Source organism: Kitasatospora sp. NPDC059160 (assembly GCF_042755465.1).
In the GTDB taxonomy this organism is placed as follows: Bacteria; Actinomycetota; Actinomycetes; order Streptomycetales; family Streptomycetaceae; genus Kitasatospora.
In genome coordinates this window covers 32720-53533 of sequence record NZ_JBHZCN010000023.1, presented here as the reverse complement: position 1 = coordinate 53533, position 20814 = coordinate 32720, and the positions used below count along the sequence as shown (strand labels likewise).

Genomic DNA, 20814 nt, shown 5'->3' with positions numbered 1-20814 from the left:
AGGCACACCTAACTTGTACGGACCGGGGAGAGAGATGGCGAGGGACGGCCAGGAGGCCAGGCGCCCGCACGGCGAGCTCGTGGCGGACGTGCTGGCGGTGCTGTGGGCGGCCGGGGAGCCGCTGACCGCCCAGCAGGTCAAGGGCGCCCTGCACCAGGACCTCGCCCGGACGACGGTGGCGACGATCCTCACCCGCCTGCACGAGAAAGGGACCGTGGCCCGCACCCGGCCGGGGCGTTCCTTCGCGTACGCGCCCGTCGCGGACGCCGCCGGGCTGGCGGCCGGCCGGATGCGCCGGGAGCTGGAGAAGGAGCCGCACCGGGACCTCGTCCTGAAGCGGTTCGTGTCCTCGCTCTCGGCGGACGACGGGGACGCCCTGCGCCGCCTCCTCCTCGAAGCGGAGGGCGGATCCCCCGCGGCCGTGGCGGGCGAGGGAGTAGCGGGAACAGCGGGAGGCGGAGCATGACGCTGTTCCTCGTGATCGTCGCCCTCGCCGTCGCCCTGCCCTGGGCAGCGGTACCCGCGGCGGACCGCCTGGCCGGACTGCTCCCGCCCCGCGCGGCCTCCTTCGTGCTGACCGGGGCGGCGGTGCTCCTCGCGGGCGGCACGCTAGCGGCGCTGGTCGGCCTCCTCCACGTGCCGTTCCTCGCGGGGCTGGAGCACATGGCGCTCGGCCGGGTGGTCGCGGACTGGCCGGCGGCGCTGCCGGTGGCCTGCGCGGCCGGGGCGCTGCTCGCCGCGCAGGCGGTCCGGCTCGCGCTGGCCGCGCGCCGCCACCGCGCGCTCCTGGCGCGTGCCTGGGAGCTGACCGGCGCGGCCACGCCCGGGAGCGACCTCCTGGTCGTGCCGGGCGAGGAGGCGGAGGCCTTCGCCCTGCCCCGCCACCGGGGGCGCGCCGGCCGGGTCGTCGTGACGGAGGGCATGCTCAGGGCCCTGACACCGTCGGAACGGGCGGTGCTGCTCGCGCACGAGCGGGCCCATCTGCACGGACGCCACCACCTGCTCGCGGGTGTCACCGACCTGGCCACCGCCGTCCATCCGGCGCTGGGGCGGCTGCGCACCGCCCTGGAGTTCCACCTGGAGCGGTGGGCGGACGAGGCCGCGGCCCGGGTGGTGGCCGACCGGCGGACCGCCGCGACCGCCATCGCCCGGGCCGCGCTGGCCGGTGCCGGTGCCGGACGGTACGGCGGCGGCCGGTACGGCGACGGACGGCACGGCGGCGGCCGGGTGCTCGCCGTGGACACGGGGCCGGTGCCCCAGCGGGTGCAGGCGCTGCTCGGACCGGAGCCCGCCGGGCCGCAGGGGCGCAGACCACGCCTGGCCGCCGCCGCGTTCTGCGTCGCGGTCGTGTGCTCGGCCCTGCTGGCCGTCGGGCTCGCCTACGGCCTGCACGAGTACGTGGAGTACGCGGCGGAGCGGATCACCGGCCGCTGACGCGTGAGCGGTGCGGCCCGGTGGCAGCCCGGTGGCGGCCCGGTCAGGCGCGGCCGAGGACCTGGGTGACGGTGATCTCGATGACCACCCGGTCCGGGTTCTCGCGCGGCGGGCGGTAGCGCTCGGCGTAGCGGCGCTCGGCGTCGGCGACCTGCTCGGCGGCGTCGCGCACCACCGCGACGCCCTCCAGGGTGGACCAGCGGGCCCGGTCCACCTGGCAGACCGCGACGCGCAGGCCCTCGGGTCCGGCCGCCGCCACGTTGCGCGCCTTGCGGCTGGTACGGCTGGTGATCACCCGGGCGGTGCCGGTCTCCGGGTCGAAGGTCACACCGACCGGCACCACGTGCGGGGTGCCGTCGGGCCGGGTGGTGGTCAGGGTGGCGATGTGCCGCTCGCGCCAGAAGGCGAGGAAGGCGTCGTCGAGGTCACGCGGGTCATGGGCCATGATCGCGATCGTACGGCCCCGGGGGCGGCGTCCTCCCCGGGGGCCGTACGGTAACGCGGCGAGCAGCCTTGGGACTGCGTACGGGGCCTCAGTGTCCGCGGGCGATCCACTCCGGCAGGGCCGGGGCCTCGGCGCCGATGGTGGTCGGGTCGCCGTGGCCGGTGCGCACCACCGTGTCGGCCGGGAGCGACAGCAGCCGCTCGCGGATGGACTCGATGATGGTCGGGAAGTCCGAGAAGGAGCGCCCGGTCGCGCCCGGCCCGCCGTGGAACAGGGTGTCGCCGGTGAACACGGTGCCGAGCCCGGGGGCGTGGAGGCAGACCGCGCCGGGCGCGTGGCCCGGGGTGTGCAGCACGGTCAGCTCGGTGCCGGCCACCTCGATCCGCTGCCCGTCGGCGAGTTCGCCGTCCGGGAGCCGTTCGGGGTGGGTGAGCTTCCACAGCGGGAGGTCGTCCGGGTGCAGCAGGATCGGCGCACCGGTGCGCGCGGCCAGCTCCGGGGCGGCGTCGATGTGGTCGTTGTGGGCGTGGGTGGAGACGATCGCCAGCAGCCGGCGGCCGCCGAGGGCGGCCTCGATGGCCGCGGCGTCGTGCGCGGCGTCGATCACCACCGCCTCCTCGTCGTCGCCGACGATCCAGACGTTGTTCTCCACCTCCCAGCTGCCGCCGTCGAGTTCGAAGGTCCCGGCGGTGACCAGGCGGTCCACTCGGGTGGTCACAGGATCACCACCGAGCGGAGGACGTCACCGTGGTGCATGCGCTCGAAGGCCTGCTCCACCTCGTCGAGCCCGATCCGCTCGGTGACGAAGGCGTCCAGGTCCAGGCGGCCCTGGAGGTGGAGGTCGATCAGCATCGGGAAGTCCCGGGAGGGCAGGCAGTCGCCGTACCAGGAGGACTTGAGCGCGCCGCCGCGGCCGAAGACGTCCAGCAGCGGCAGGTCCAGGGTCATCTCCGGGGTCGGCACGCCGACCAGGACGACGGTGCCCGCGAGGTCGCGGGCGTAGAACGCCTGCTTGTAGGTCTCGGGGCGGCCGACGGCCTCCACCACGACGTCGGCGCCGTTGCCGCCGGTGAGCTCGCGGATCGCCTCGACCGGGTCGGTGGTGCGGGAGTTGACGGTGTGGGTGGCGCCCAGGGAGCGGGCCTTCTCCAGCTTGCGGTCGTCGATGTCCACCGCGATGATCTTCGCCGCGCCCGCCAGCCGGGAGCCCATCACGGCCGCCCCGCCGACGCCGCCGCAGCCGATCACGGCGACGGTGTCGCCGCGGCCGACGTTGCCAGTGTTGATCGCGGCGCCGAGGCCCGCCATCACGCCGCAGCCCAGCAGGCCCGCGACGGCCGGGTCGGCGGCCGGGTCGACCTTGGTGCACTGGCCCGCCGCGACCAGGGTCTTCTCGGCGAAGGCGCCGATGCCCAGCGCCGGGGACAGCTCGGTGCCGTCGAGCAGCGTCATCTTCTGCTTCGCGTTGTGGGTGGCGAAGCAGTACTGCGGGCGCCCGCGCTTGCAGGCCCGGCACTGGCCGCACACCGCGCGCCAGTTGAGGACGACGAAGTCGCCCGGCTCGACCTCGGTGACGCCCTCGCCCACCGACTCCACGACACCCGCGGCCTCGTGGCCGAGCAGGAACGGGAACTCGTCGTTGATGCCGCCCTCGCGGTAGTGGAGGTCGGTGTGACAGACGCCGCACGCCTGGATCCGCACCACCGCCTCGCCCGGCCCCGGGTCCGGCACCACGATCGTGGTCACCTCCACGGGTGCGCCCTTGGCGCGCGCGATGACTGCCTTGACCTGCTGGGCCATCCGATTCCACCTCCGTCGGCCGGTACGGCTACGCACCGGCGTGACCTGCGACAAACGACTGCGAGAGAACTCTAGAAGCACTTCCGAAGGAGTGCCTACGAAGGGTAGCGCCCGCCCGGCCGGGCGCATGTGCCACAGGCATGCCCGGCAGTCCTGCCGGGCCCACCGGGCACTCGCCCCCGCGCGGCCCCGGCGCGGCCCCGGACCAGGGGCGCGCGGGCGGCGGTGAGCGCCCGTCAACGTGCCACGAACTGCCCGGAAAGCGCCACCGTTGGCTGGAAGTGCCGCAGACGGGCACCCCGCCGTCCACGTACGGTCGTAGCAGAGACGGTCCACGCGACCACGCTCAGCACACCCGCCCCACCTGACGGCACGCCACCGCGCGCCGCTCGTGCCGGGCGCGTACCGACCGTACGCCCCCGCACGTTTCGCGCCATCCCGCGCCATCCCGCGGACGGGCCCGCGCCCCCGCGCGGGCAGCGTTCCCGGTCCCACCGCGTCCCACCGCACCGCCGGCCCCGAGTCGAGCCGCCCCGGCCGAACCGCCCGTCCCGCACGAACCCCGGATCCACCCCCCGTCGGGCCGCCCCGCGCGGTCCCTGCCCTGGAGTCTGGAGTACGGATGTCCACCGAGAACAGTGCGACCGGTGCCGGCACCGGCACCGCCCCGCTCCCCCCGATGCACTGCCTGCGCCACCTGGAGCCCGGTCCGCCCCGGCTCGCGGCGCTGCCCACCGGCACGCCGGTCTGGCTGGTCAGCCGGCACGCCGACGTCCGGCAGGTGCTCACCGACCCGCGGCTCGGGCGCGCCCCGCTCTACGCGCCGGACGCCCCGCCGCTCATGGTCACGCCCAACATCCTGGACGACCCGCAGAGCATGCTGAACATCGACGGCACCGAGCACCAGCGGCTGCGCCGCACCGTGCAACGGGCCTTCACCCCGCGCGCGATCGCGCGCTGGAAGCCCTGGGTCGCCTCGGTGATCGAGTCGCTGATCGACGAACTGATCGACCACGGCTCGCCCGCCGACATCGTCGCCACCTACACCCGGCCGCTGCCGGTCCTGGTGATCAGCCGGTTGATGGGCCTGGACAACCTCGACAGCAAACGGCTCGCCCACTGGAGCGACCACGCGCTCTCCACCACCGCCCACAGCGCCGAGGCGATCGCCACCGCGATGACCGAGTTCGCGGCCTTCGGCGCCGAGGTGATCGCCGAGCGCCGCGCGGAACCCGGCGATGACCTGGTCAGCAGCCTGCTGTCGGCCGCCGCCGAGGACGGCTCGATCACCGAGGGGCAGCTGATCGCCCTGGTCATCGGCCTCGTGGTGGCCGGTCACGAGACCACCATGACCAGCCTCGGCAACGCCCTGGTCTACCTGCTCCAGGACGGCCGGGACGCCTGGCAGCGGCTCGCCTCCGACGAGGCCAGCGCCGCCGCCGCGACCGAGCAGATCCTGCGCGCCGTACCGCTCGGCGACGCCGCCGAGCACATGCCCGGGCTGCTGCGCCGCACGGTGGAGGACGTCGAGATCGGCGGGGTGGTCATCCCGGCCGGCAGCGTCGTCGCCGCCGACACCGGCACCGCCAACCAGGACCCGGAGGTCTTCACCGGGGACCTGCGCACCGAGCTGTTCTCCCCGCTGGCCGCGCCGATGCTCACCTTCGGCGCCGGACCGCACCACTGCCTGGGCGCCTGGCTGGCCCGGATGGAGCTGGAACTCGCCCTGCACCGGCTGGCCCGCCGGCTGCCCGCGCTGCGGCTGGCCGACGAGGCCCGGGACATCGACTGGCGGCGCGGGCTGCTCACCCGCAGCCCCAACACCCTGAGGGTCACCTGGTGACGGGGGGTCCGACCGGGCCCGCCGACCCGGCGGCGGCCGAATCCGTGCTGGTCCGGGTCGACCGGGACCGCTGCATCGGCTCCGGGATGTGCGCCCTGAGCGCCCCCGGGTCGCTGGCCCTCGACACCGACGGGCAGGCCCGGCCGGTGGCCGGGTACGCCGCCGGCGGAGCGGAGTTGACGGACGGGCTGACCGAGGCGGTGGAGTTCTGTCCGGTCGAGGCGCTCACCCTGTTCTCGGCCCGCGGCGGCTACCGGATCGAACCTGCGGAGTGACGCACCGGGCGGAGTGACCCGCCGGACGGTGTGACCCGCCGGACGGTGTGACCCGCCGGACGGTGTGACCCGCCGGACCGGGTGACCACCTGATCCGGTGCCCCGTGACCTTCTGATCCCCGGTGTCGTGTCGACGGCCTCCGCCGCGCACGGCACCGGGGATCAGCGTGCGTCGCGGGCTCCCCCGCGCGGGGCGGCGGCCAGGGCGGCGCGCAGTTCGGCGGCCGGGTCGCCCTCGTGGTACGGGCGTTCGCTGGGCTCGATGTGGTCCAGGAACTCCTGGTAGCGCAGCGCGTAGGACACGTGGTGGAGCGGAGCGGCGAGTTCGAGGGCGCGGTGCGGGTCCGAGCCCGGGGCGTGCTCGCGCCAGGCCGCCGTCCAGACCTCGGCGTGGTGGTGCCAGGCCGCCGGGGTGAGGTAGGCGCGGGGGCGCAGCCCGTCCAGGGCCGGGTGGCCGAGGCAGGCGTCGGCGTAGTCGACCACGACCGGGCGGGCGTCGCCGGTGCGCCAGTTGCCGGGGTGGAAGTCGCCGTGCAGCAGTGTCTCCGGGAGGCCGCAGGCGGCCAGTTCGTCCAGCAGCGCGGGCAGTTCGGCGGCGAACCGGTGCAGCCGGTCGCGTTCGGGTGCCGTCAGGTCGGTCTCGGCGGGGAGCCGGTCCAGCAGCGCCGTCAGCTGGGTGTGCAGGGTGGTGGGCGTGCGGTCGCGCAGGCCGGCCAGGGCCGTGGGCCGCCCGGCCAGCGCGGCCTGGGCGGCGACGAAGCGCGGGACGACGTCGGCGACGGTCGCCTCGCTCGGGCTCCAGCAGTCCTCGCCGGGGACGTGGTCGAGCAGCAGCCGGCCGGCGGCCGGGTCGGCGGCGAGCACCGGCGGGACGAGGGCGGGGTCGACGCCGCCGAGCAGCGCGATCACCTCCCCCTCGGCGGCGTTGAACTCCGGGCCGGTGGTCTTCAACCAGGCGTCGGCCCCGACGGGGGAGGGGAACCGGAAGAGGCCGGAGAGGTTCCAGGTCCGGATCTGCCGCGCCGCCCCGGTCGGCCGGCCGAGGTCGGCGAGCCGCTCCCGCGCCCATTCCAGCGCGGAGCGCAGCCCGTCCGGGGTGGCCCAGGCGGCCCGCCGGGCGGCGGGGGCCAGCAGCGCGGCCGTCCCGGCGTCCGGCGGGCGGGGCGTCCGGGCGGCGGGCGCCCGGAGCGCCTCGGCGTGGTAGCGGACCCGGCCGCCGTGGCCCGGGTCCGCGCTGTGCCCGTCGAGGAGTCTGGTCACCAGCACCGGCACGCCGGCCAGTTCGGTGGCCCGGGCGACCACGCCGTCCACCGCCGACCACCAGCCGAGGTCCGTCTCGAAGGGGCCCAACTGCCCGTAGTAGGCGCCTTCGTGGGTGAGGTCGACGGTCACGGTCCGGCTGTTCGCTCGCTGCATCCGAGCAGCTTCGCCCACGGAGCGAGGCGGTGGCGACCGGTTTTTCCCGGGAGGCGGACCCGTTCGTCGCGGGGGCCACCGTGAGGCTGCGCTGCCCGGAGCCTCCTGCCGGCGTTCCCACCCGGTCCGTCGCACCCGGGAGTCGTCACCGGGATCGACGTCAGAGGTCGTCGAGCGGCTCGTCCAGGACGCCTTCGCGCGCGATGATGTAGCCGAGGTGGCCCCGGCTGCGGCTGCCGAGGAGCTCACTGGCCTTCTGGATGTGGCTGGAGACCGTACGGGTGCTCATCCCGAGGCGGCTGGCGATCGCCTCGTCGGTGAACCCGTTGACCATCAGCCGCAGGACGTTGCGGCGGGTGCGGTCGGTGAGCAGCTGGGGGCGGTGGTGGCCCTCCAGGTAGGTGACGGGCTCGGCGCGTTCCCACATCAACTCGTAGATCTTGAGCAGGTACTCGACCAGGGGCGGGAACTGGATGAGCACCGCGGCGGCCTCGCGCTGGGCGCCGGCCGGGATGAAGGCGGTGGAGCGGTCGCAGATGATGATCCGGTCGAAGACCTCGTTGAGGGTGCGCACCTGGGCGCCGCGGGCGGAGACCTGCTCGATGTAGGCGAGGGTCGGGCCGTGCGAGCGGACGGTGTGCTGGTAGAGGGTGCGCTGGCGGACGCCGCGTTCGGCGAGGGCGAGGTCGCGCGGGAGGGCGGCGGCCAGGTGGTCGGCGCCGCGGCCGCCGCCGGGCTGGGCAGTGCGCAGTTCCTCGGTGCAGGCCGCGACGGCCTTCTCCAGCGCCGGGTTGATCTCTTCGCCGGCCAGCAGGCGGATCGGGAGCTGGGCCTGTCTCATCACGTCGCGGTAGGCGTGCTCGGCGGCGGTGAAGGCGGTGCGCAGTTCGGCGAGCTGCTCCTGGTGGGCCAGCACGGCGAGTTCGAGCGGCCGGGTCAGGCCGGTGACCGCGAGGTCGGGCGGGACGGGGGCGAGCCGGTGCCCGGCGCCGGGCAGGGTGCGCAGCAGGCCCATGCTGACCAGGCATTCCGGGGCCTGTCCGGCGCTGGCACCGCCCTCGGCGAGTGCGATCCGGTAGAACTCGACCCCCCGGTCACACAGTTGGGGTGTCCCCATTTCCGCGCTGGTGTCCTGGGATAGGCACATCTGGGCATCCTTCCGGCTTCGGCATTGCGCTTTCACGAATGCCCGCACCGGCAACAGCCAGACGTCCGGAAGGGCAGGATGGTGCTCACCTGCCGTTCGGACGCATCCCCCCCGGGCCACGACAGCCGCGAGTGTACGCCCTAAAGGCGCGGAAATCAGCGGTTGACGGCGAAACCGGGCATGCCCGGCAACGGCGTCCGACGGTGGTGACGGCGAGGACGACCGTACCCGGCTGCGGTAACGGGCGGATGGCCGCCGCATTGCGCGCGTCGCCCCGTCAGGGCGGCCGGAGCGAAGGGCCGGTGGACCGGCCCGGCCGACGGACGGACGGAGGGCACCCCCTTGTTGCGAGCTGATCCCGACCCGCCCCCGCCGGTGGAGACGCCCGGCCCGGTGGACCGAGCCGGACCGGTGGATCCGGCCGGGCTCGTGGACCCCGCAGGGCTGGTGGATCCGGCCGGGCTGGTGGACCAGCGGCTGGTGCGGCAGCTCGCCGAGGCGGCCGCGGCCCAGGTCGGCGCGGGCTCGGTGCAGTTGCTCGGCGACGGCGGCCTGCTCCAGGCGCTGGCCAAGCAGTTGATCGAGCGTGCGCTGGAGCTGGAGTTCCAGGAGCACCTGCGCGGCCCGGGCACCAACAACCCCGCGGGGGCGGCCGGCGGCCCGGGCGGCTCCGGCGGGCCCGCCGGCCACCGCGGCCCCAACGGCCCGAACGGCGCCCGGGCCAGGCGGTTGCTGACCGAGATCGGGCCGGTCGAGGTGCGGGTCCCCCGGGACCGGGAGGGCAGCTTCGCCCCCCGTACGGTCCGCCCCCGGGCACGCCGACTGCCGGGACTGGACCGACTGGTGGTCTCGCTCACCGCGCGCGGCCTCAGTTCGGGCGAGCTGGTGGCGCACCTGGCCGAGGTGTACGGGGTGGAGATCAGCCGGGAGACCGTCTCGGTGATCACCGACCAGGTCCTCGACGAGCTCGCCGACCGGCGCGGGCGCCCGCTGGACCCGGTGTACCCGGTGGTCTTCGTCGACTCGGTGCGCAGCGGGCGTTCGGGCGGCCCGCTGGTGCACCTGGCGCTGGGGATCTCCACGGACGGGCTGCGCGAGGTGCTGGGCCTGTGGCCCGCCGAGGACGGCGAGCAGTGGCCGCAGGTGCTCGCCGGGCTGGCCGAGCGCGGGGTGCGCGAGGTCTGGGTGCTGGTCGGTGCCGCCGGTGCGGGGCTGGCCGAGGCGGCGGCCGCGCGGTGGCCGCGCACCGTGGTGCACACCTCGGTGGCGCACCTGCTGCACGCCGCGCTGCGGCACGCGCCGGGCGAGGACTGGGGCGGGCTGGCCCGGGTGCTGCACGAGATCTGCACGGCGCCCACCGAGGCGGCGGCGCTGGAGCGGCTGGGCCGGGCCGAGCGGGAGTGGGGGCCGGGCCACCGCGAGGTGTTCCGGGTCTGGCGGGCGGCGTGGCCGCTGCTCGCCCCGGGCTTCCGGTTCGGCCCGGAGGCACGGCGGCTGCTGGCGGGCGGGGGTGCGCTGGAGCGGCTGCACGCCCGGCTGCGCCGGATCGAGCAGGCCGCGGGGCGGGTGCGAGACGAGCGGGCCGCGCTCAAGCGCGTCTACCTGGCGACCCTCGCCCTGGAGTCGCCGGCCGGGGCCCGCCGGCCGTGGACCGGGGACTGGCCGGCCGTCCGTGCGGAGCTGCGCCGGGGCTCTCGGCGCTGATGCCGTCCAACTGCCTCTGCTTTACCGATAGTTGACCTTATCTCAGCAATCCCGGCCGTGACCTGTCGTGGGCGCTCCCGACCTCCGTCGGCCCGGGCTCCCGGCCTCCGCGGTGGGGTTCCGGCCGCGCCGGGCCACCGTGCGCCCGCCTTCCCACCACTGATCTGACAGACCCAGGTGTTCTTTGCATCAGTTCTGCCCGATTTTGGCACAGTCTGTTCACGCTTCCGGTTCCCGCATTGCGTGATCCCGATAACGGCCAGAGCTTCCACGCCAGTTTGGGCCTCGGCAGGATTCATTCACAGCGAGGAGCGCACACACCGCCCGCCTCAGGAAGAGGAATTCGCCATGACGAATCTTGCCGTTCGCATTCACAAGATGCTCGGGATTCTCGCCGTTCTCGTGGTCGCCGGGATCGGCGTCCAGATGCACGCCGCACCGTACCAGTCCACCGTTGCCGCAGGTCCCTCGGCCGTGCACGGGGACGACTCCGGCTGGGGCCCGTGAACGCACTGGGGCGAACCCGGTGAACCGCCGGCCGACGTGAGCCGTTCACCGCGCGCCGACGAAATTCCCCCCTCCTCGTAATTCTCCCAACAGAGAGGAAACCGACGATGGCGAACCCGTTCGACGACCCCGAGGCCGACTACCTCGTCCTGGCCAACGACGAGGGCCAGCACTCGCTGTGGCCGGTGTTCAGCCCGGTGCCCGACGGCTGGCACCAGGTCTTCGGCGCGGCTCGCCGGCCGGAGTGCGTCAAGTACGTGGAGCAGAACTGGCAGGACCTGCGGCCGAAGAGCCTGGTCGCCCACCTGTCCGGCCACTGACCGACCGGCCTGACCGGCCGTCACCGACCGGCCACCGATCAGCCACGCCGACCACGCCGACCGGGCCGACCGCCCGCGGGTCACGCAGCAACGAGGGAGAGAGAAGCAGATGTCCGGGGACCAGCAGACGCACAGAACCGACCCGCGGCCGGGACCGGCCGAGGTGCTGTGTCGACTGTTCGCGGAGGTGCTCGGCCGGGAGTCGGTCGACCCCGCGGCGGGCTTCTTCGAACTGGGCGGCGACCGGCCCGCCGCCGTACGGCTGCTGGCCCGGGTGCGCGCCGAGCTCGGGTTCCGGGTGCCGCTGCCGCTGCTGCTGGACGCCCCGACCCCGGCCGATCTGGCCACCCGGCTGGCCGACCCGGCCCCGGCCGCTCCCGATGCGGCCCCGGCCGCCGCCGACCCGCGCACGACCACCGCCGACCCGCGCCCGACCCTCGGCGCCCTGGTCGACGCCCAGGTCGCCCGCACCCCGGACGCCCCCGCGCTGTACGCCGGGTCCACCACCCTCACGTACGCCGAACTGGACGCCCGCGCCAACCGGCTGGCGCGGGTGCTCGCCGCCCGCGGCCTGGGCACCGAGGACGTGGTCGCGCTCGCCCTGCCCAAGTCCCCCGAGGCGGTCGCCGCGATCCTGGCCGTCACCAAGACCGGCGCCGCCTGGCTGCCCGCCGACCCGGCCTACCCCGCCGAGCGGCTGCGCCACATGCTCACCGACTCCCGCGCCGCGCTGGTGCTCACCACCGCCGACGCCGCCGAGCGGCTGCCCGACACCGGCGCCCCCCGGCTGCTGCTCGACTCCGCCGCGCACCTCGCCGACCTGGCCGACCGGCCCGGCACCCCGTTCACCACCGCCGAGCTGGTCCGGCCGCTGAGCGCCGACCACACCGCGTACGTCATCTACACCTCCGGCTCCACCGGCCTGCCCAAGGGCGTGGCCGTCACCCACACCGGGCTGCCCAGCATGATCGGCACCCAGGTCGCCGCCACCGGCGTCGGCCCCGGCAGCCGGGTGCTCCAGGCCGCCTCGCTCAGCTTCGACGTCTCCGTCTCCGACCTGGCCGTGGCGCTCACCACCGGCGCCGCGCTCGTCCTCCCCCGCGAGCAGAGCCAGCTGGTCGGCGAGGCGCTGGCCGAGCTGATCGACCGGTACGGCGTCACCCACGCCGACGTCGCCACCGCGATGGCCGCCACCCTGCCGGACGCCCCGCTGCCGACCCTGCGCACCCTGATCGGCGGCGGCGAGGCCATCCCGCGCGAACTGGCCGCCCGGCTCGGCCGGGACCGGCTGATGCTCAACAGCTACGGGCCGACCGAGACCACCGTCATCGTCACCATGAGCGAGCCGCTCACCGGCACCGAGCAGCCCCCGATCGGCCACCCCTGCCAGGACGTGCGGATCCACCTGCTGGACGAGCGGCTGCGCCCGGTGGAGCCGGGCACCGTCGGCGAACTGTACGTCTCCGGCCCGCACCTGGCCCGCGGCTACCTGGGCCGCCCCGGCCTGACCGCCGACCGCTTCGTCGCCTGCCCCTTCGGCGCGCCCGGCGAGCGGATGTACCGCACCGGCGATCTCGGCACCCTCCGCCCCGACGGCCAGCTGGACTTCCTCGGCCGGGCCGACGACCAGGTGAAGATCCGCGGCTTCCGGGTCGAGCTCGGCGAGATCGAGCAGACCCTCTCCGCCCACCCCGGCGTCCGCCAGGCCGTGGTACTGGTCCGCGAGGACCGCCCGGGCGAGCGCCGGCTGGTCGGCTACACCGTCGGCACCGCCGACCCGGCCGAGCTGCGCGCCCACTGCGCCGGGCAGCTGCCCGACCACATGGTGCCCGTCGTCGTGGTGCTGGACCGGATGCCGCTGACGCCCAACGGCAAGGTGGACAAGCGCGCCCTGCCCGCGCCCGCGCTCGGCACCGCCGAGGAGGGCGGCCGGGCCCCGGCCGGCGAGGTGGAGCACGCCCTCGCCCGGCTCTTCGCCGAGGTGCTCGGGCTGCCCCGGGTCGGGGTCGCCGACTCCTTCTTCGAGCTCGGCGGCGACTCCATCGTCGCCATCCAACTGGTCTCCCGGGCCCGGCAGGCCGGACTCCGGCTCACCCCCCGCGCCGTCTTCGAGGCGCCCAGCGTCGAGGCGCTGGCCCTGCTCGCCCGCCCGCTGAAGGGCCCGGTCGCCGTCGAGCCGCCCGGCGCCGGCCTCGGCGAGGTGCCGCCCACCCCGATCGTGCACTGGCTGTCCGAGCAGCGCGGCGCCGTCGGCAGCTTCTACCAGTCCACCCTGCTCACCCTCCCCGCCGGGACCGGGCAGCGGGACCTCACCACGGCCCTCCAGGCGCTGCTCGACCACCACGACCTGCTGCGCGCCCGCACCTCCCCGCTCGCCGAACGCCCCTGGACGCTGCACGTCCCCGCCCCCGGGGCCGTCCCCGCCGAGGAGGTGCTGAGCAGCGTCCCCGGCCCGGCCGACCCGGACGCCCTGCGCGCCGCCACCGAGGCCGCCCGCGACCGGCTCTCGCCCGAGGACGGCCGGATGCTCCGGGCCGTCCGCTTCGAGGCCGGCCCGGACCGGCCCGCCCGGCTGCTGCTGGTGATCCACCACCTGGTGGTGGACGGCGTCACCTGGCGGATCGTCGAGGAGGACCTGCTCGCCGCGCTCACCGCCGCCCGCGCGGGCCGCACCCCCGAGCTCCCGCCGGTGCCCACCTCCTTCCGGCGCTGGGCCCAGCGGCTCACCGCCGAGGCCCGCAGCGACCGCCGGGCCGCCGAACTCCCGTACTGGCAGGCCGCACTGGCCACCCCGGACCCGCTGCTCGGCGCCCGCCCCCTGGACCAGGCGAAGGACACCTACGCCACCGGCGGCACCATGCGCGTCGTGCTCCCCGCCGACACCACCCGGGCCCTGCTGACCGAGGTCACCGCCGCCTACCACGCCCAGGTCAACGACGTCCTGCTGACGGCGCTGGCGCTCGCCCTCACCCACTGGCGCGGCGACGCGACGGACCCCGACGGCGCCGTACTGGTGAACGTCGAGGGGCACGGCCGCGAGGAGGTGGTCGAGGGCGTCGACCTGCACCGCACCGCCGGCTGGTTCACCTCCGTCTACCCCGTCCGGCTCGCCCCCGGCCCGCTCACCTGGGCCGAGGTCACCACCGCCGGACCGGCGCTCGGCCGGGCCCTCGGCCTGGTGAAGGAGCAGCTGCGCGCCGTCCCCGACAACGGCATCGGCTACGGCCTGCTGCGCCACCTCAACCCGGCCACCGCCGAGGTGCTCGCCGAACACGCCAGCCCCCAGGTCGAGTTCAACTACCTGGGCCGCTTCCAGCCCGAGGGCGTCAGCGCCGACGACGTTCACGCCGGGGCCGAGGCGATGACCGAGGGCGCCGCCCCCGACCTCGCGCTCGGCCGGGTGCTGGGCCTGGACGCCACCACCGTCGACACCCCGCAGGGCCCGCTGCTGGTCGCCCAGTGGTCCTGGGCCGGCGAACTGCTCGACGAGGAGCGGGTGCGGGCCCTCGCCGAGGCCTGGTTCACCGCCCTGCGCGCCCTCGCCGAGCACGCCGAACGGCCGGACGCCGGCGGGCACACCCCCGCCGACTTCCCGCTCGTCGCCCTCGACCAGGACGAGATCGACCGGCTCGCCGAACTCCACGCCCCCGCACAGCTGGTGGACGTCTGGCCGACCTCCCCGCTGCAACAGGGCATGGCCTTCCACGCCGCGTACGACACCGACGGCGCCGACGTCTACACCTCGGTCTGCACCTTCGACCTCACCGGCCCGGTCGACGCCGACCGGCTGCGCGCCGCCGCCGAGGCCCTGCTGCTGCGCCAGCCCAACCTCCGGGCCGGCTTCCACCAGCGCCCCGACGGACCGCCCGTCCAGGCCGTCCCGGACCGAGCCGCACTGCCCTTCACCGTCCTCGACCTGACGGGCCACGCCGACCCGGAGGCCGAGGCCGACCGGATCGCCGCCGCCGAGTACGGCCGCCGCTTCGACCTCACCCGGCCGCCGCTGCTGCGCTACACCCTGCTCACCCTCGCCCCCGGCCGGCACCGGCTGATCGCCGCCGCCCACCACATCCTGCTGGACGGCTGGTCCACCCCGCTGTTCGCCGAGGAACTCTGGGCCCTCTACTTCCGGCAGCCGCTGCCCCCGGCCGCCCCCTACCGGGAGTACCTGCGCTGGATCACCCGGCGCGACGGCGCCGCCGCCCGCACCGCCTGGGCCCGGGCCCTCGCGGGCGTGGACGAGCCCACCCTGCTCGCCCCCGGCCGCACCACCCACTCCCCGCACCTGCCGCTGCGCCTGCACACCGGCCTCACCCCGGCGGCCACCGAGGCGCTCGGCCGCACCGCCCGCCGCTACGGCGTCACCCTCAACACCCTCGTCCAGGCCGCCTGGGGCGTCCTGCTGGCCCGGCTCACCGGCCGCACCGACGTGCTCTTCGGCACCACCGTCTCCGGCCGGCCGCACGACCTGCCTGGCGTCGAGCGGATGATGGGCCTGCTCATCAACACCGTGCCGGTGCGGGTCACCCTCGACCCGGCCGAGTCCTGGGGGCAACTGCTGCTGCGCCTCCAGCACGAGCAGTCCGCACTGCTGGACCACCAGCACCTCAGCCTCACCGAGATCCAGCAACTCGCGGGACTGGGCAGCCTGTTCGACACCGTCACGGTGTACGGCAACTACCCCGACCCGTCCGCCCTGGACGCGGCCGACCCGAGCGGCGCCACCCAGGTCACCCTGGTCGAGGACGTCGACAGCGCCCACTACCCGCTGCTGCTCGCCCTCACCCCGGGCGACGGCCTCCAGCTGCGGCTGGACCACCAGCCGGACGCCTTCGGCCCCGCCGAGGCCCGTACGCTGCTGGACCGCTTCCTCGCCCTGCTCGACCGGATCGTCGCCGACCCGGCCGAACTCCTCGGCACCGTCGAGGTGTTGACCGGTGACGAGCGCGAGCGACTGCTGGCGGGCGGGCACGGGCCGGCGGCGGAGCTGCCCTCGGGGAGCGTCCCCGAGCTGTTCGAGGCCCAGGCCGCCGCGACGCCCGAGGCGGTCGCCCTGGTCGCGGGTACCACCGAGCTGTCGTACGCCGAACTCAACGCCCGGGCCAACGGTTTGGCCCTGCGCCTGGCCGAGGCCGGAGTCGGGGCGGAGACGCCGGTCGCCCTGCTGCTGGAGCGCTCCCCCGCCCTGGTCATCGCCCTGCTCGCGGTGCTCAAGGCCGGCGGCAGCTACGTCCCGCTGGACGACGCCCAACCGCAGGAGCGCCTGGCGGCCGTGCTCACCGACGCGGGCGCCCGGATCGCCGTCACCGACCGCGACCACCCCGCACTGGCCGGGCTGACCACCCTCGCGGTCGGCGAGGAACGTGCCGCCAATCTCGATCTCCCCTTGCGTGCCGCCCAGTTGGCCTATGTGATGCACACCTCGGGTTCGACCGGGACACCGAAGGGCATCGGCGTCACCCACCGCTCCGTCGTCGACCTCGCCCTCGGCGGCACCTTCGCGGGCGGCGCCCACGAACGCGTCCTGGTCCACTCCCCCACCGCCTTCGACGCCTCCACCTACGAACTCTGGGCCCCCCTGCTCTCCGGCGCCCGCCTCGTCCTCGCCCCGCCCGGGCGACTCGGCGTCACCGAACTCACCGACACCCTCCAGCGCGGCGGCGTCACCGCCGCCTGGATGACGGTCGGCCTGTTCAACGTGCTGGCCGCCGAGGCGCCGCAGGCCTTCGCCGGGCTGCGCGAGGCGTGGACGGGCGGGGACGTCGTCTCGCCGGTCGCGCTGCGCCGGGTGCTGGAGCACTGCCCCGGACTGCGGGTGGTGAACGGCTACGGCCCCACCGAGACCACCACCTTCGCCACCCACCACCGGATGACCACCCCGGCCGAGGTACCGGACAGCGTCCCGATCGGCCGCCCGCTCCCCAACACCCGGGCCTACGTCCTCGACAGCGGTCTGCGGCCCGTCCCGGTCGGCGTCCCCGGCGAGCTCTACCTCGCCGGACACGGCCTGGCCCGCGGCTACGTCGGCCGCCCCGCCCTCACCGCCGAACGCTTCGTCGCCGACCCCTACGGCGCCCCCGGCAGCCGGATGTACCGCACCGGCGACCTCGCCCGCTGGACCACCACAGGAGAACTGGAGTTCGCCGGTCGAGCGGACGACCAGATCAAGCTGCGCGGCTTCCGGATCGAACTCGGCGAGGTCGAGAGCGCGTTCACCGCCCACCCCGCCGTCGGCCAGGTCGTCGCCGTGGTCCGCGAGGACCGGCCCGGCGACAAGCGCCTGGTCGCCTACGTCACCGGCGACGCCCCGCTCGACGAACTGCGCGCCTTCGTCACCGACCGGCTGCCCGGCTACATGCTCCCGGCCGCGATCGTCACCCTGGACGCGCTGCCCGTCACCCCCAACGGCAAGGTCGACCGCCGCGCCCTCCCCGCCCCCGACTACACCGGCACCCCCGAGGGCCGCGCCCCGCGCACCGGGGCCGAGCGGGCGCTGTGCGAACTCTTCGCCGGGGTCCTCGGATTGGCCTCGGTGAGCATCGACGACGACTTCTTCGACCTGGGCGGCCACTCCCTGCTCGCCACCAAGCTGGCCAGCCGGATCCGCGCCGCCCTGGGCGCGGAGCTGCCGATCCGCACCCTCTTCGACCGCCCGACCGTGGCCGCCCTGGCCGCCGCCCTGCCGACCGTCGACACCCCGGCCCGCCCGGCGCTGCGCCCGCAGGCCAGGCCCGCCCTGGTGCCGCTCTCCCCCGCCCAGCAACGCCTCTGGTTCATCGAGCAGTTCGAGGGCCCGAGCGCGCTCTACAACACGCCCGTCGCGGTCCGGCTCACCGGCGCGGTCGACCACTCCGCCCTGGAACTGGCGCTGCGCGACGTGGTGGCCCGGCACGAGGTGCTGCGCACCCTCGTCCCGACCACCGACGGCCGGCCGCACCAGCTGGTCACCGAAGCCCCCGAACTCCCCCTGCGGGCCGTGCCGGTGGCCGACGAGGAAGCGCTGCGCACCGCCCTGGCCGAGGCCGGCCGGGAGGTCTTCGACCTCGCCCGCGACCTGCCCGTCCGCGCCACGCTGTTCTCCCTGCCGCACGACGAGCACGTCCTGCTGGTCCTGATGCACCACATCGCCGCCGACGGCTGGTCGGTCGCCCCGCTCTTCCGCGACCTCGCCACCGCCTACCGGGCCCGCCACGCCCACACGGAACCCGACTGGCGGCCGCTGCCCGTCCAGTACGCCGACTACGCCCTCTGGCAGCGCGAGCTGCTCGGCGACCAGGAGCAGCCCAGCGCCCTGCTGAGCGCCCAACTCGCCCACTGGCAGCAGGCCCTGGCGGACGCCCCGGAAGAACTGGCGCTGCCCTACGACCGCCCGCGCCCGGCCGCGCCGACTCACCGCGGCGGCCTGGCCACGGCCGTCGTCGACGCCGAACTCCACGCCGCGCTGGCCGAGTTGGCCGCCGATCGGCAGGCCAGTCTGTTCATGGTCCTGCAAGCCGCCGTCGCCACCCTCTACACCCGCCTCGGCGCCGGCACCGACCTCCCGCTCGGCACCCCCGTCGCCGGACGCACCGACGAAGCCCTGGACGACCTGGTCGGCTTCTTCGTCAACACCCTCCTGCTGCGCACCGACACCTCCGGCAACCCCGGCTTCCGCGAACTCCTCGACCGCGTCCGCCGCACCGACCTGGACGCCTTCGACCACCAGGACCTCCCCTTCGAGCGCCTGGTCGAACAGCTCAACCCCACCCGCACCCCGGCCCGCCACCCGCTCTTCCAGACGCTCATCGCCCTGGAGAGCCGCGCGGCCGTCCCCACCGCCTTCGGCGACCTGGCCTGCGCCGAGCACCCCTTCGAACTGGACGTCGCCAAGTTCGACCTGTCCTTCCGCTTCACCGAACAGGGCCCGCAGGCGGGTCTGACGGTGGCGATCGAGTACGCGACCGACCTCTTCGACCCGGCCACCGCCGGCGCGCTCGCCGAGCGCCTGCTGCGGGTGCTGCGCGCCGTCGCGGCCGACCCCGACGCGCCGATCGGCACCGTCGAGATCCTCGACCCGGCCGAGCGCGAGCAGCTGCTCACCGGCTGGAACGACACCGCGCTCCCCGTCCCGGACGCGACCCTGCCCGAGCTGTTCGAGGCCCGGGCCGCCGCCACCCCCGACGCGGTGGCCGTGGTCACCGACGGCGGACGGCTGAGCTACGCCGAACTCGACGCCCGGGCCGAGCACCTGGCCGCCGACCTCGCCGACGCGGGCGTCGGCACCGACACCCCGGTGGTCCTGCTGATGGACCGCTCCGCCGAGCTGCTGACCGCCCTGCTGGCCGTCCTCAAGGCCGGCGGCAGCTACGTCCCGCTGGACGACCGGCACCCGGCCGAGCGGCTGCGGCAGATCACCGCCGAGACCGGGGCGGCGCTCGTCCTGGTCGACGCGGCCCACCGCGACCACCCGCTCGCGGCCGACGCCCCCTGCCCCGTCCTGACGCTCACCCCGGAGCGCTTCGACGGCCCGCTGCGGCGGCGCTCCCACCGCCCCGCCGTCCACCCGGAACAGCTCGCCTACGTGATGTTCACCTCCGGCTCCACCGGAGTGCCCAAGGGCATCGCCATCACCCACCGGGACGTCGTCCAGCTCGCCACCGACCCGTGCTGGCAGCACCCCGACGGGCTGCGGGTGCTGTTCCACGCCCCGCACGCCTTCGACGCCTCGACCTACGAGATCTGGGCGCCGCTGCTCTCCGGCGGCCAGGTGGTCGTCGCCCCGGCGGGCGACCTGGACGCGGCCGCGATCGGCGCGCTGGTCCGGACGCACGGACTCACCCACGTGCACGTCACCGCCGGCCTGTTCCGGGTCATCGCCGAGGAGGACCCGGGCGTCTTCGCCGGGGTGCGCGAGGTGCTGACCGGCGGGGACGTGGTCTCCGCGCCCGCCGTGCGCAGGGTGCTGGCGGCCGTCCCCGGGATCGGCGTGCGGGTGCTCTACGGCCCGACCGAGATCACCCTCTGCGCGACCCAACTGCCGCTGCCCGCCGCCGATTCGGTGCCGGACACGGTGCCGATCGGCCGGCCGATGGCGAACACCCGGGCGTACGTCCTGGACGACGGCCTCCAGCCCGTCCCGGTCGGCGTCCCCGGCGAGCTCTTCCTCGCCGGAGCCGGTCTGGCCCGCGGCTACCTCGGCCGCCCGGCGCTCACCGCCGAGCGCTTCGTCGCCTGCCCGTACGGCGGCAAGGGCGAGAGGATGTACCGCACCGGCGACATCGTCCGGCGCCGGTCGGACGGCGTGCTGGAGTTCCTCGGCCGCGCCGACGACCAGGTCAAGATCCGCGGCTTCCGGATCGAGCTCGGCGAGGTCGAAGCCGCCCTCACCGCCCACCCCGCCGTCCGCCAGGCCCTCGCCCTGGTCCGCGAGGACCGGCCCGGCGACAAACGCCTGGTCGGCTACGTCACCGGCGACGCCACCCCTGGCGAACTGCGCGCCTTCGTCACCGACCGCCTCCCCGGCTACATGCTCCCGGCCGCCGTCCTCGTCCTCGACGCCCTCCCCGTCACCGCCAACGGCAAGGTCGACCGCCGCGCCCTGCCCGCCCCCGACTACAGCGGCGCCCCCGAGGGCCGCGCCCCCCGCACCACCCAGGAGCGGAGCCTGTGCGAGCAGTTCGCCCAGGTGCTCGGGCTGGGCACGGTCAGCATCGACGACGACTTCTTCGACCTCGGCGGCCACTCGCTCCTCGCCACCAAGCTGGTGAGCCGGATCCGCACCGCCCTGGGCGTCGAGATGACGATCCGCACCCTCTTCGACCACCCCACGGTCGGCGAGCTCGCCGACGCGCTGCCCGCGGCCCGCAAGGCCCGGCCCGCCCTCCGGCCGATGCGCCGGCCCGGCGGTCCGGCGTAGGGCCTCCCCGGTCCTCGCGGGTCCCCGC

13 protein-coding genes are annotated in these 20814 nt (G+C 75.5%); 8 read left to right on the top strand and 5 right to left on the bottom strand.

The genetic code is table 11. The annotated features are described in order from the left end of the window. Nucleotides 1-34 precede the first annotated feature (34 nt). Together ACFXOZ_RS12555 and ACFXOZ_RS12550 are read left to right on the top strand one after the other, a co-directional pair. Nucleotides 35-466: a BlaI/MecI/CopY family transcriptional regulator gene (locus tag ACFXOZ_RS12555; protein ID WP_380589788.1), complete on the top strand. Its 432-nt coding sequence runs from the start codon at nucleotides 35-37 to the stop codon at nucleotides 464-466. Then, nucleotides 463-1434 carry a M48 family metalloprotease gene (locus ACFXOZ_RS12550; protein WP_380589785.1) on the top strand — a complete coding sequence of 324 codons (972 nt, stop codon included), beginning with the start codon at nucleotides 463-465 and terminating at the stop codon, nucleotides 1432-1434. The genes ACFXOZ_RS12555 and ACFXOZ_RS12550 overlap by 4 nt, the downstream gene beginning before the upstream one ends. 43 nt (nucleotides 1435-1477) lie before the next feature. On the opposite strand, the gene ACFXOZ_RS12545 is transcribed toward ACFXOZ_RS12550, so the two are convergent. The 3 genes from ACFXOZ_RS12545 to ACFXOZ_RS12535 form a co-directional block, all read right to left on the bottom strand. Next, nucleotides 1478-1879: a pyridoxamine 5'-phosphate oxidase family protein gene (locus tag ACFXOZ_RS12545; protein WP_375891640.1), complete on the bottom strand. Its 402-nt coding sequence runs from the start codon at nucleotides 1877-1879 to the stop codon at nucleotides 1478-1480. A gap of 88 nt (nucleotides 1880-1967) precedes the next feature. Next, on the bottom strand, nucleotides 1968-2597 hold the full coding sequence (locus tag ACFXOZ_RS12540) for an MBL fold metallo-hydrolase (protein ID WP_380405249.1): 630 nt from the start codon (nucleotides 2595-2597) through the stop codon (nucleotides 1968-1970). Next, complete coding sequence (locus ACFXOZ_RS12535; protein ID WP_375891644.1) at nucleotides 2594-3679, bottom strand: S-(hydroxymethyl)mycothiol dehydrogenase; 1086 nt, start codon at nucleotides 3677-3679, stop codon at nucleotides 2594-2596. The genes ACFXOZ_RS12540 and ACFXOZ_RS12535 overlap by 4 nt, the downstream gene beginning before the upstream one ends. Before the next feature lie 622 nt (nucleotides 3680-4301). Here ACFXOZ_RS12535 and ACFXOZ_RS12530 point away from each other — a divergent pair. Further along, nucleotides 4302-5522, top strand: coding sequence for a cytochrome P450 (locus tag ACFXOZ_RS12530; protein WP_375891646.1), 1221 nt, complete (start codon nucleotides 4302-4304; stop codon nucleotides 5520-5522). Next, nucleotides 5519-5797: a ferredoxin gene (locus ACFXOZ_RS12525; protein ID WP_375891648.1), complete on the top strand. Its 279-nt coding sequence runs from the start codon at nucleotides 5519-5521 to the stop codon at nucleotides 5795-5797. The genes ACFXOZ_RS12530 and ACFXOZ_RS12525 overlap by 4 nt, the downstream gene beginning before the upstream one ends. Nucleotides 5798-5959: 162 nt before the next feature. Here ACFXOZ_RS12525 and ACFXOZ_RS12520 read toward each other — a convergent pair whose 3' ends face one another. Together ACFXOZ_RS12520 and ACFXOZ_RS12515 are read right to left on the bottom strand one after the other, a co-directional pair. Next, complete coding sequence (locus ACFXOZ_RS12520) at nucleotides 5960-7213, bottom strand: phosphotransferase family protein (protein WP_380589781.1); 1254 nt, start codon at nucleotides 7211-7213, stop codon at nucleotides 5960-5962. 160 nt (nucleotides 7214-7373) lie between these two features. Then, complete coding sequence (locus ACFXOZ_RS12515) at nucleotides 7374-8360, bottom strand: LuxR C-terminal-related transcriptional regulator (protein WP_375891652.1); 987 nt, start codon at nucleotides 8358-8360, stop codon at nucleotides 7374-7376. Nucleotides 8361-8789: 429 nt separating this feature from the next. On the opposite strand from ACFXOZ_RS12515, the gene ACFXOZ_RS12510 reads away from it, so the two are divergent. From ACFXOZ_RS12510 to ACFXOZ_RS12495, 4 genes are all read left to right on the top strand, one after another. Beyond that, nucleotides 8790-10064 carry an IS256 family transposase gene (locus tag ACFXOZ_RS12510; protein WP_380589778.1) on the top strand — a complete coding sequence of 425 codons (1275 nt, stop codon included), beginning with the start codon at nucleotides 8790-8792 and terminating at the stop codon, nucleotides 10062-10064. Nucleotides 10065-10442: 378 nt separating this feature from the next. After that, nucleotides 10443-10571: a hypothetical protein gene (locus ACFXOZ_RS12505; protein ID WP_380522687.1), complete on the top strand. Its 129-nt coding sequence runs from the start codon at nucleotides 10443-10445 to the stop codon at nucleotides 10569-10571. A gap of 107 nt (nucleotides 10572-10678) precedes the next feature. Then, a complete protein-coding gene (locus tag ACFXOZ_RS12500; protein ID WP_380589775.1) occupies nucleotides 10679-10891 on the top strand; it encodes an MbtH family protein in 213 nt (70 codons plus the stop codon). 109 nt (nucleotides 10892-11000) lie between these two features. After that, nucleotides 11001-20786: an amino acid adenylation domain-containing protein gene (locus ACFXOZ_RS12495; RefSeq protein WP_380589772.1), complete on the top strand. Its 9786-nt coding sequence runs from the start codon at nucleotides 11001-11003 to the stop codon at nucleotides 20784-20786. Nucleotides 20787-20814 lie beyond the last annotated feature (28 nt).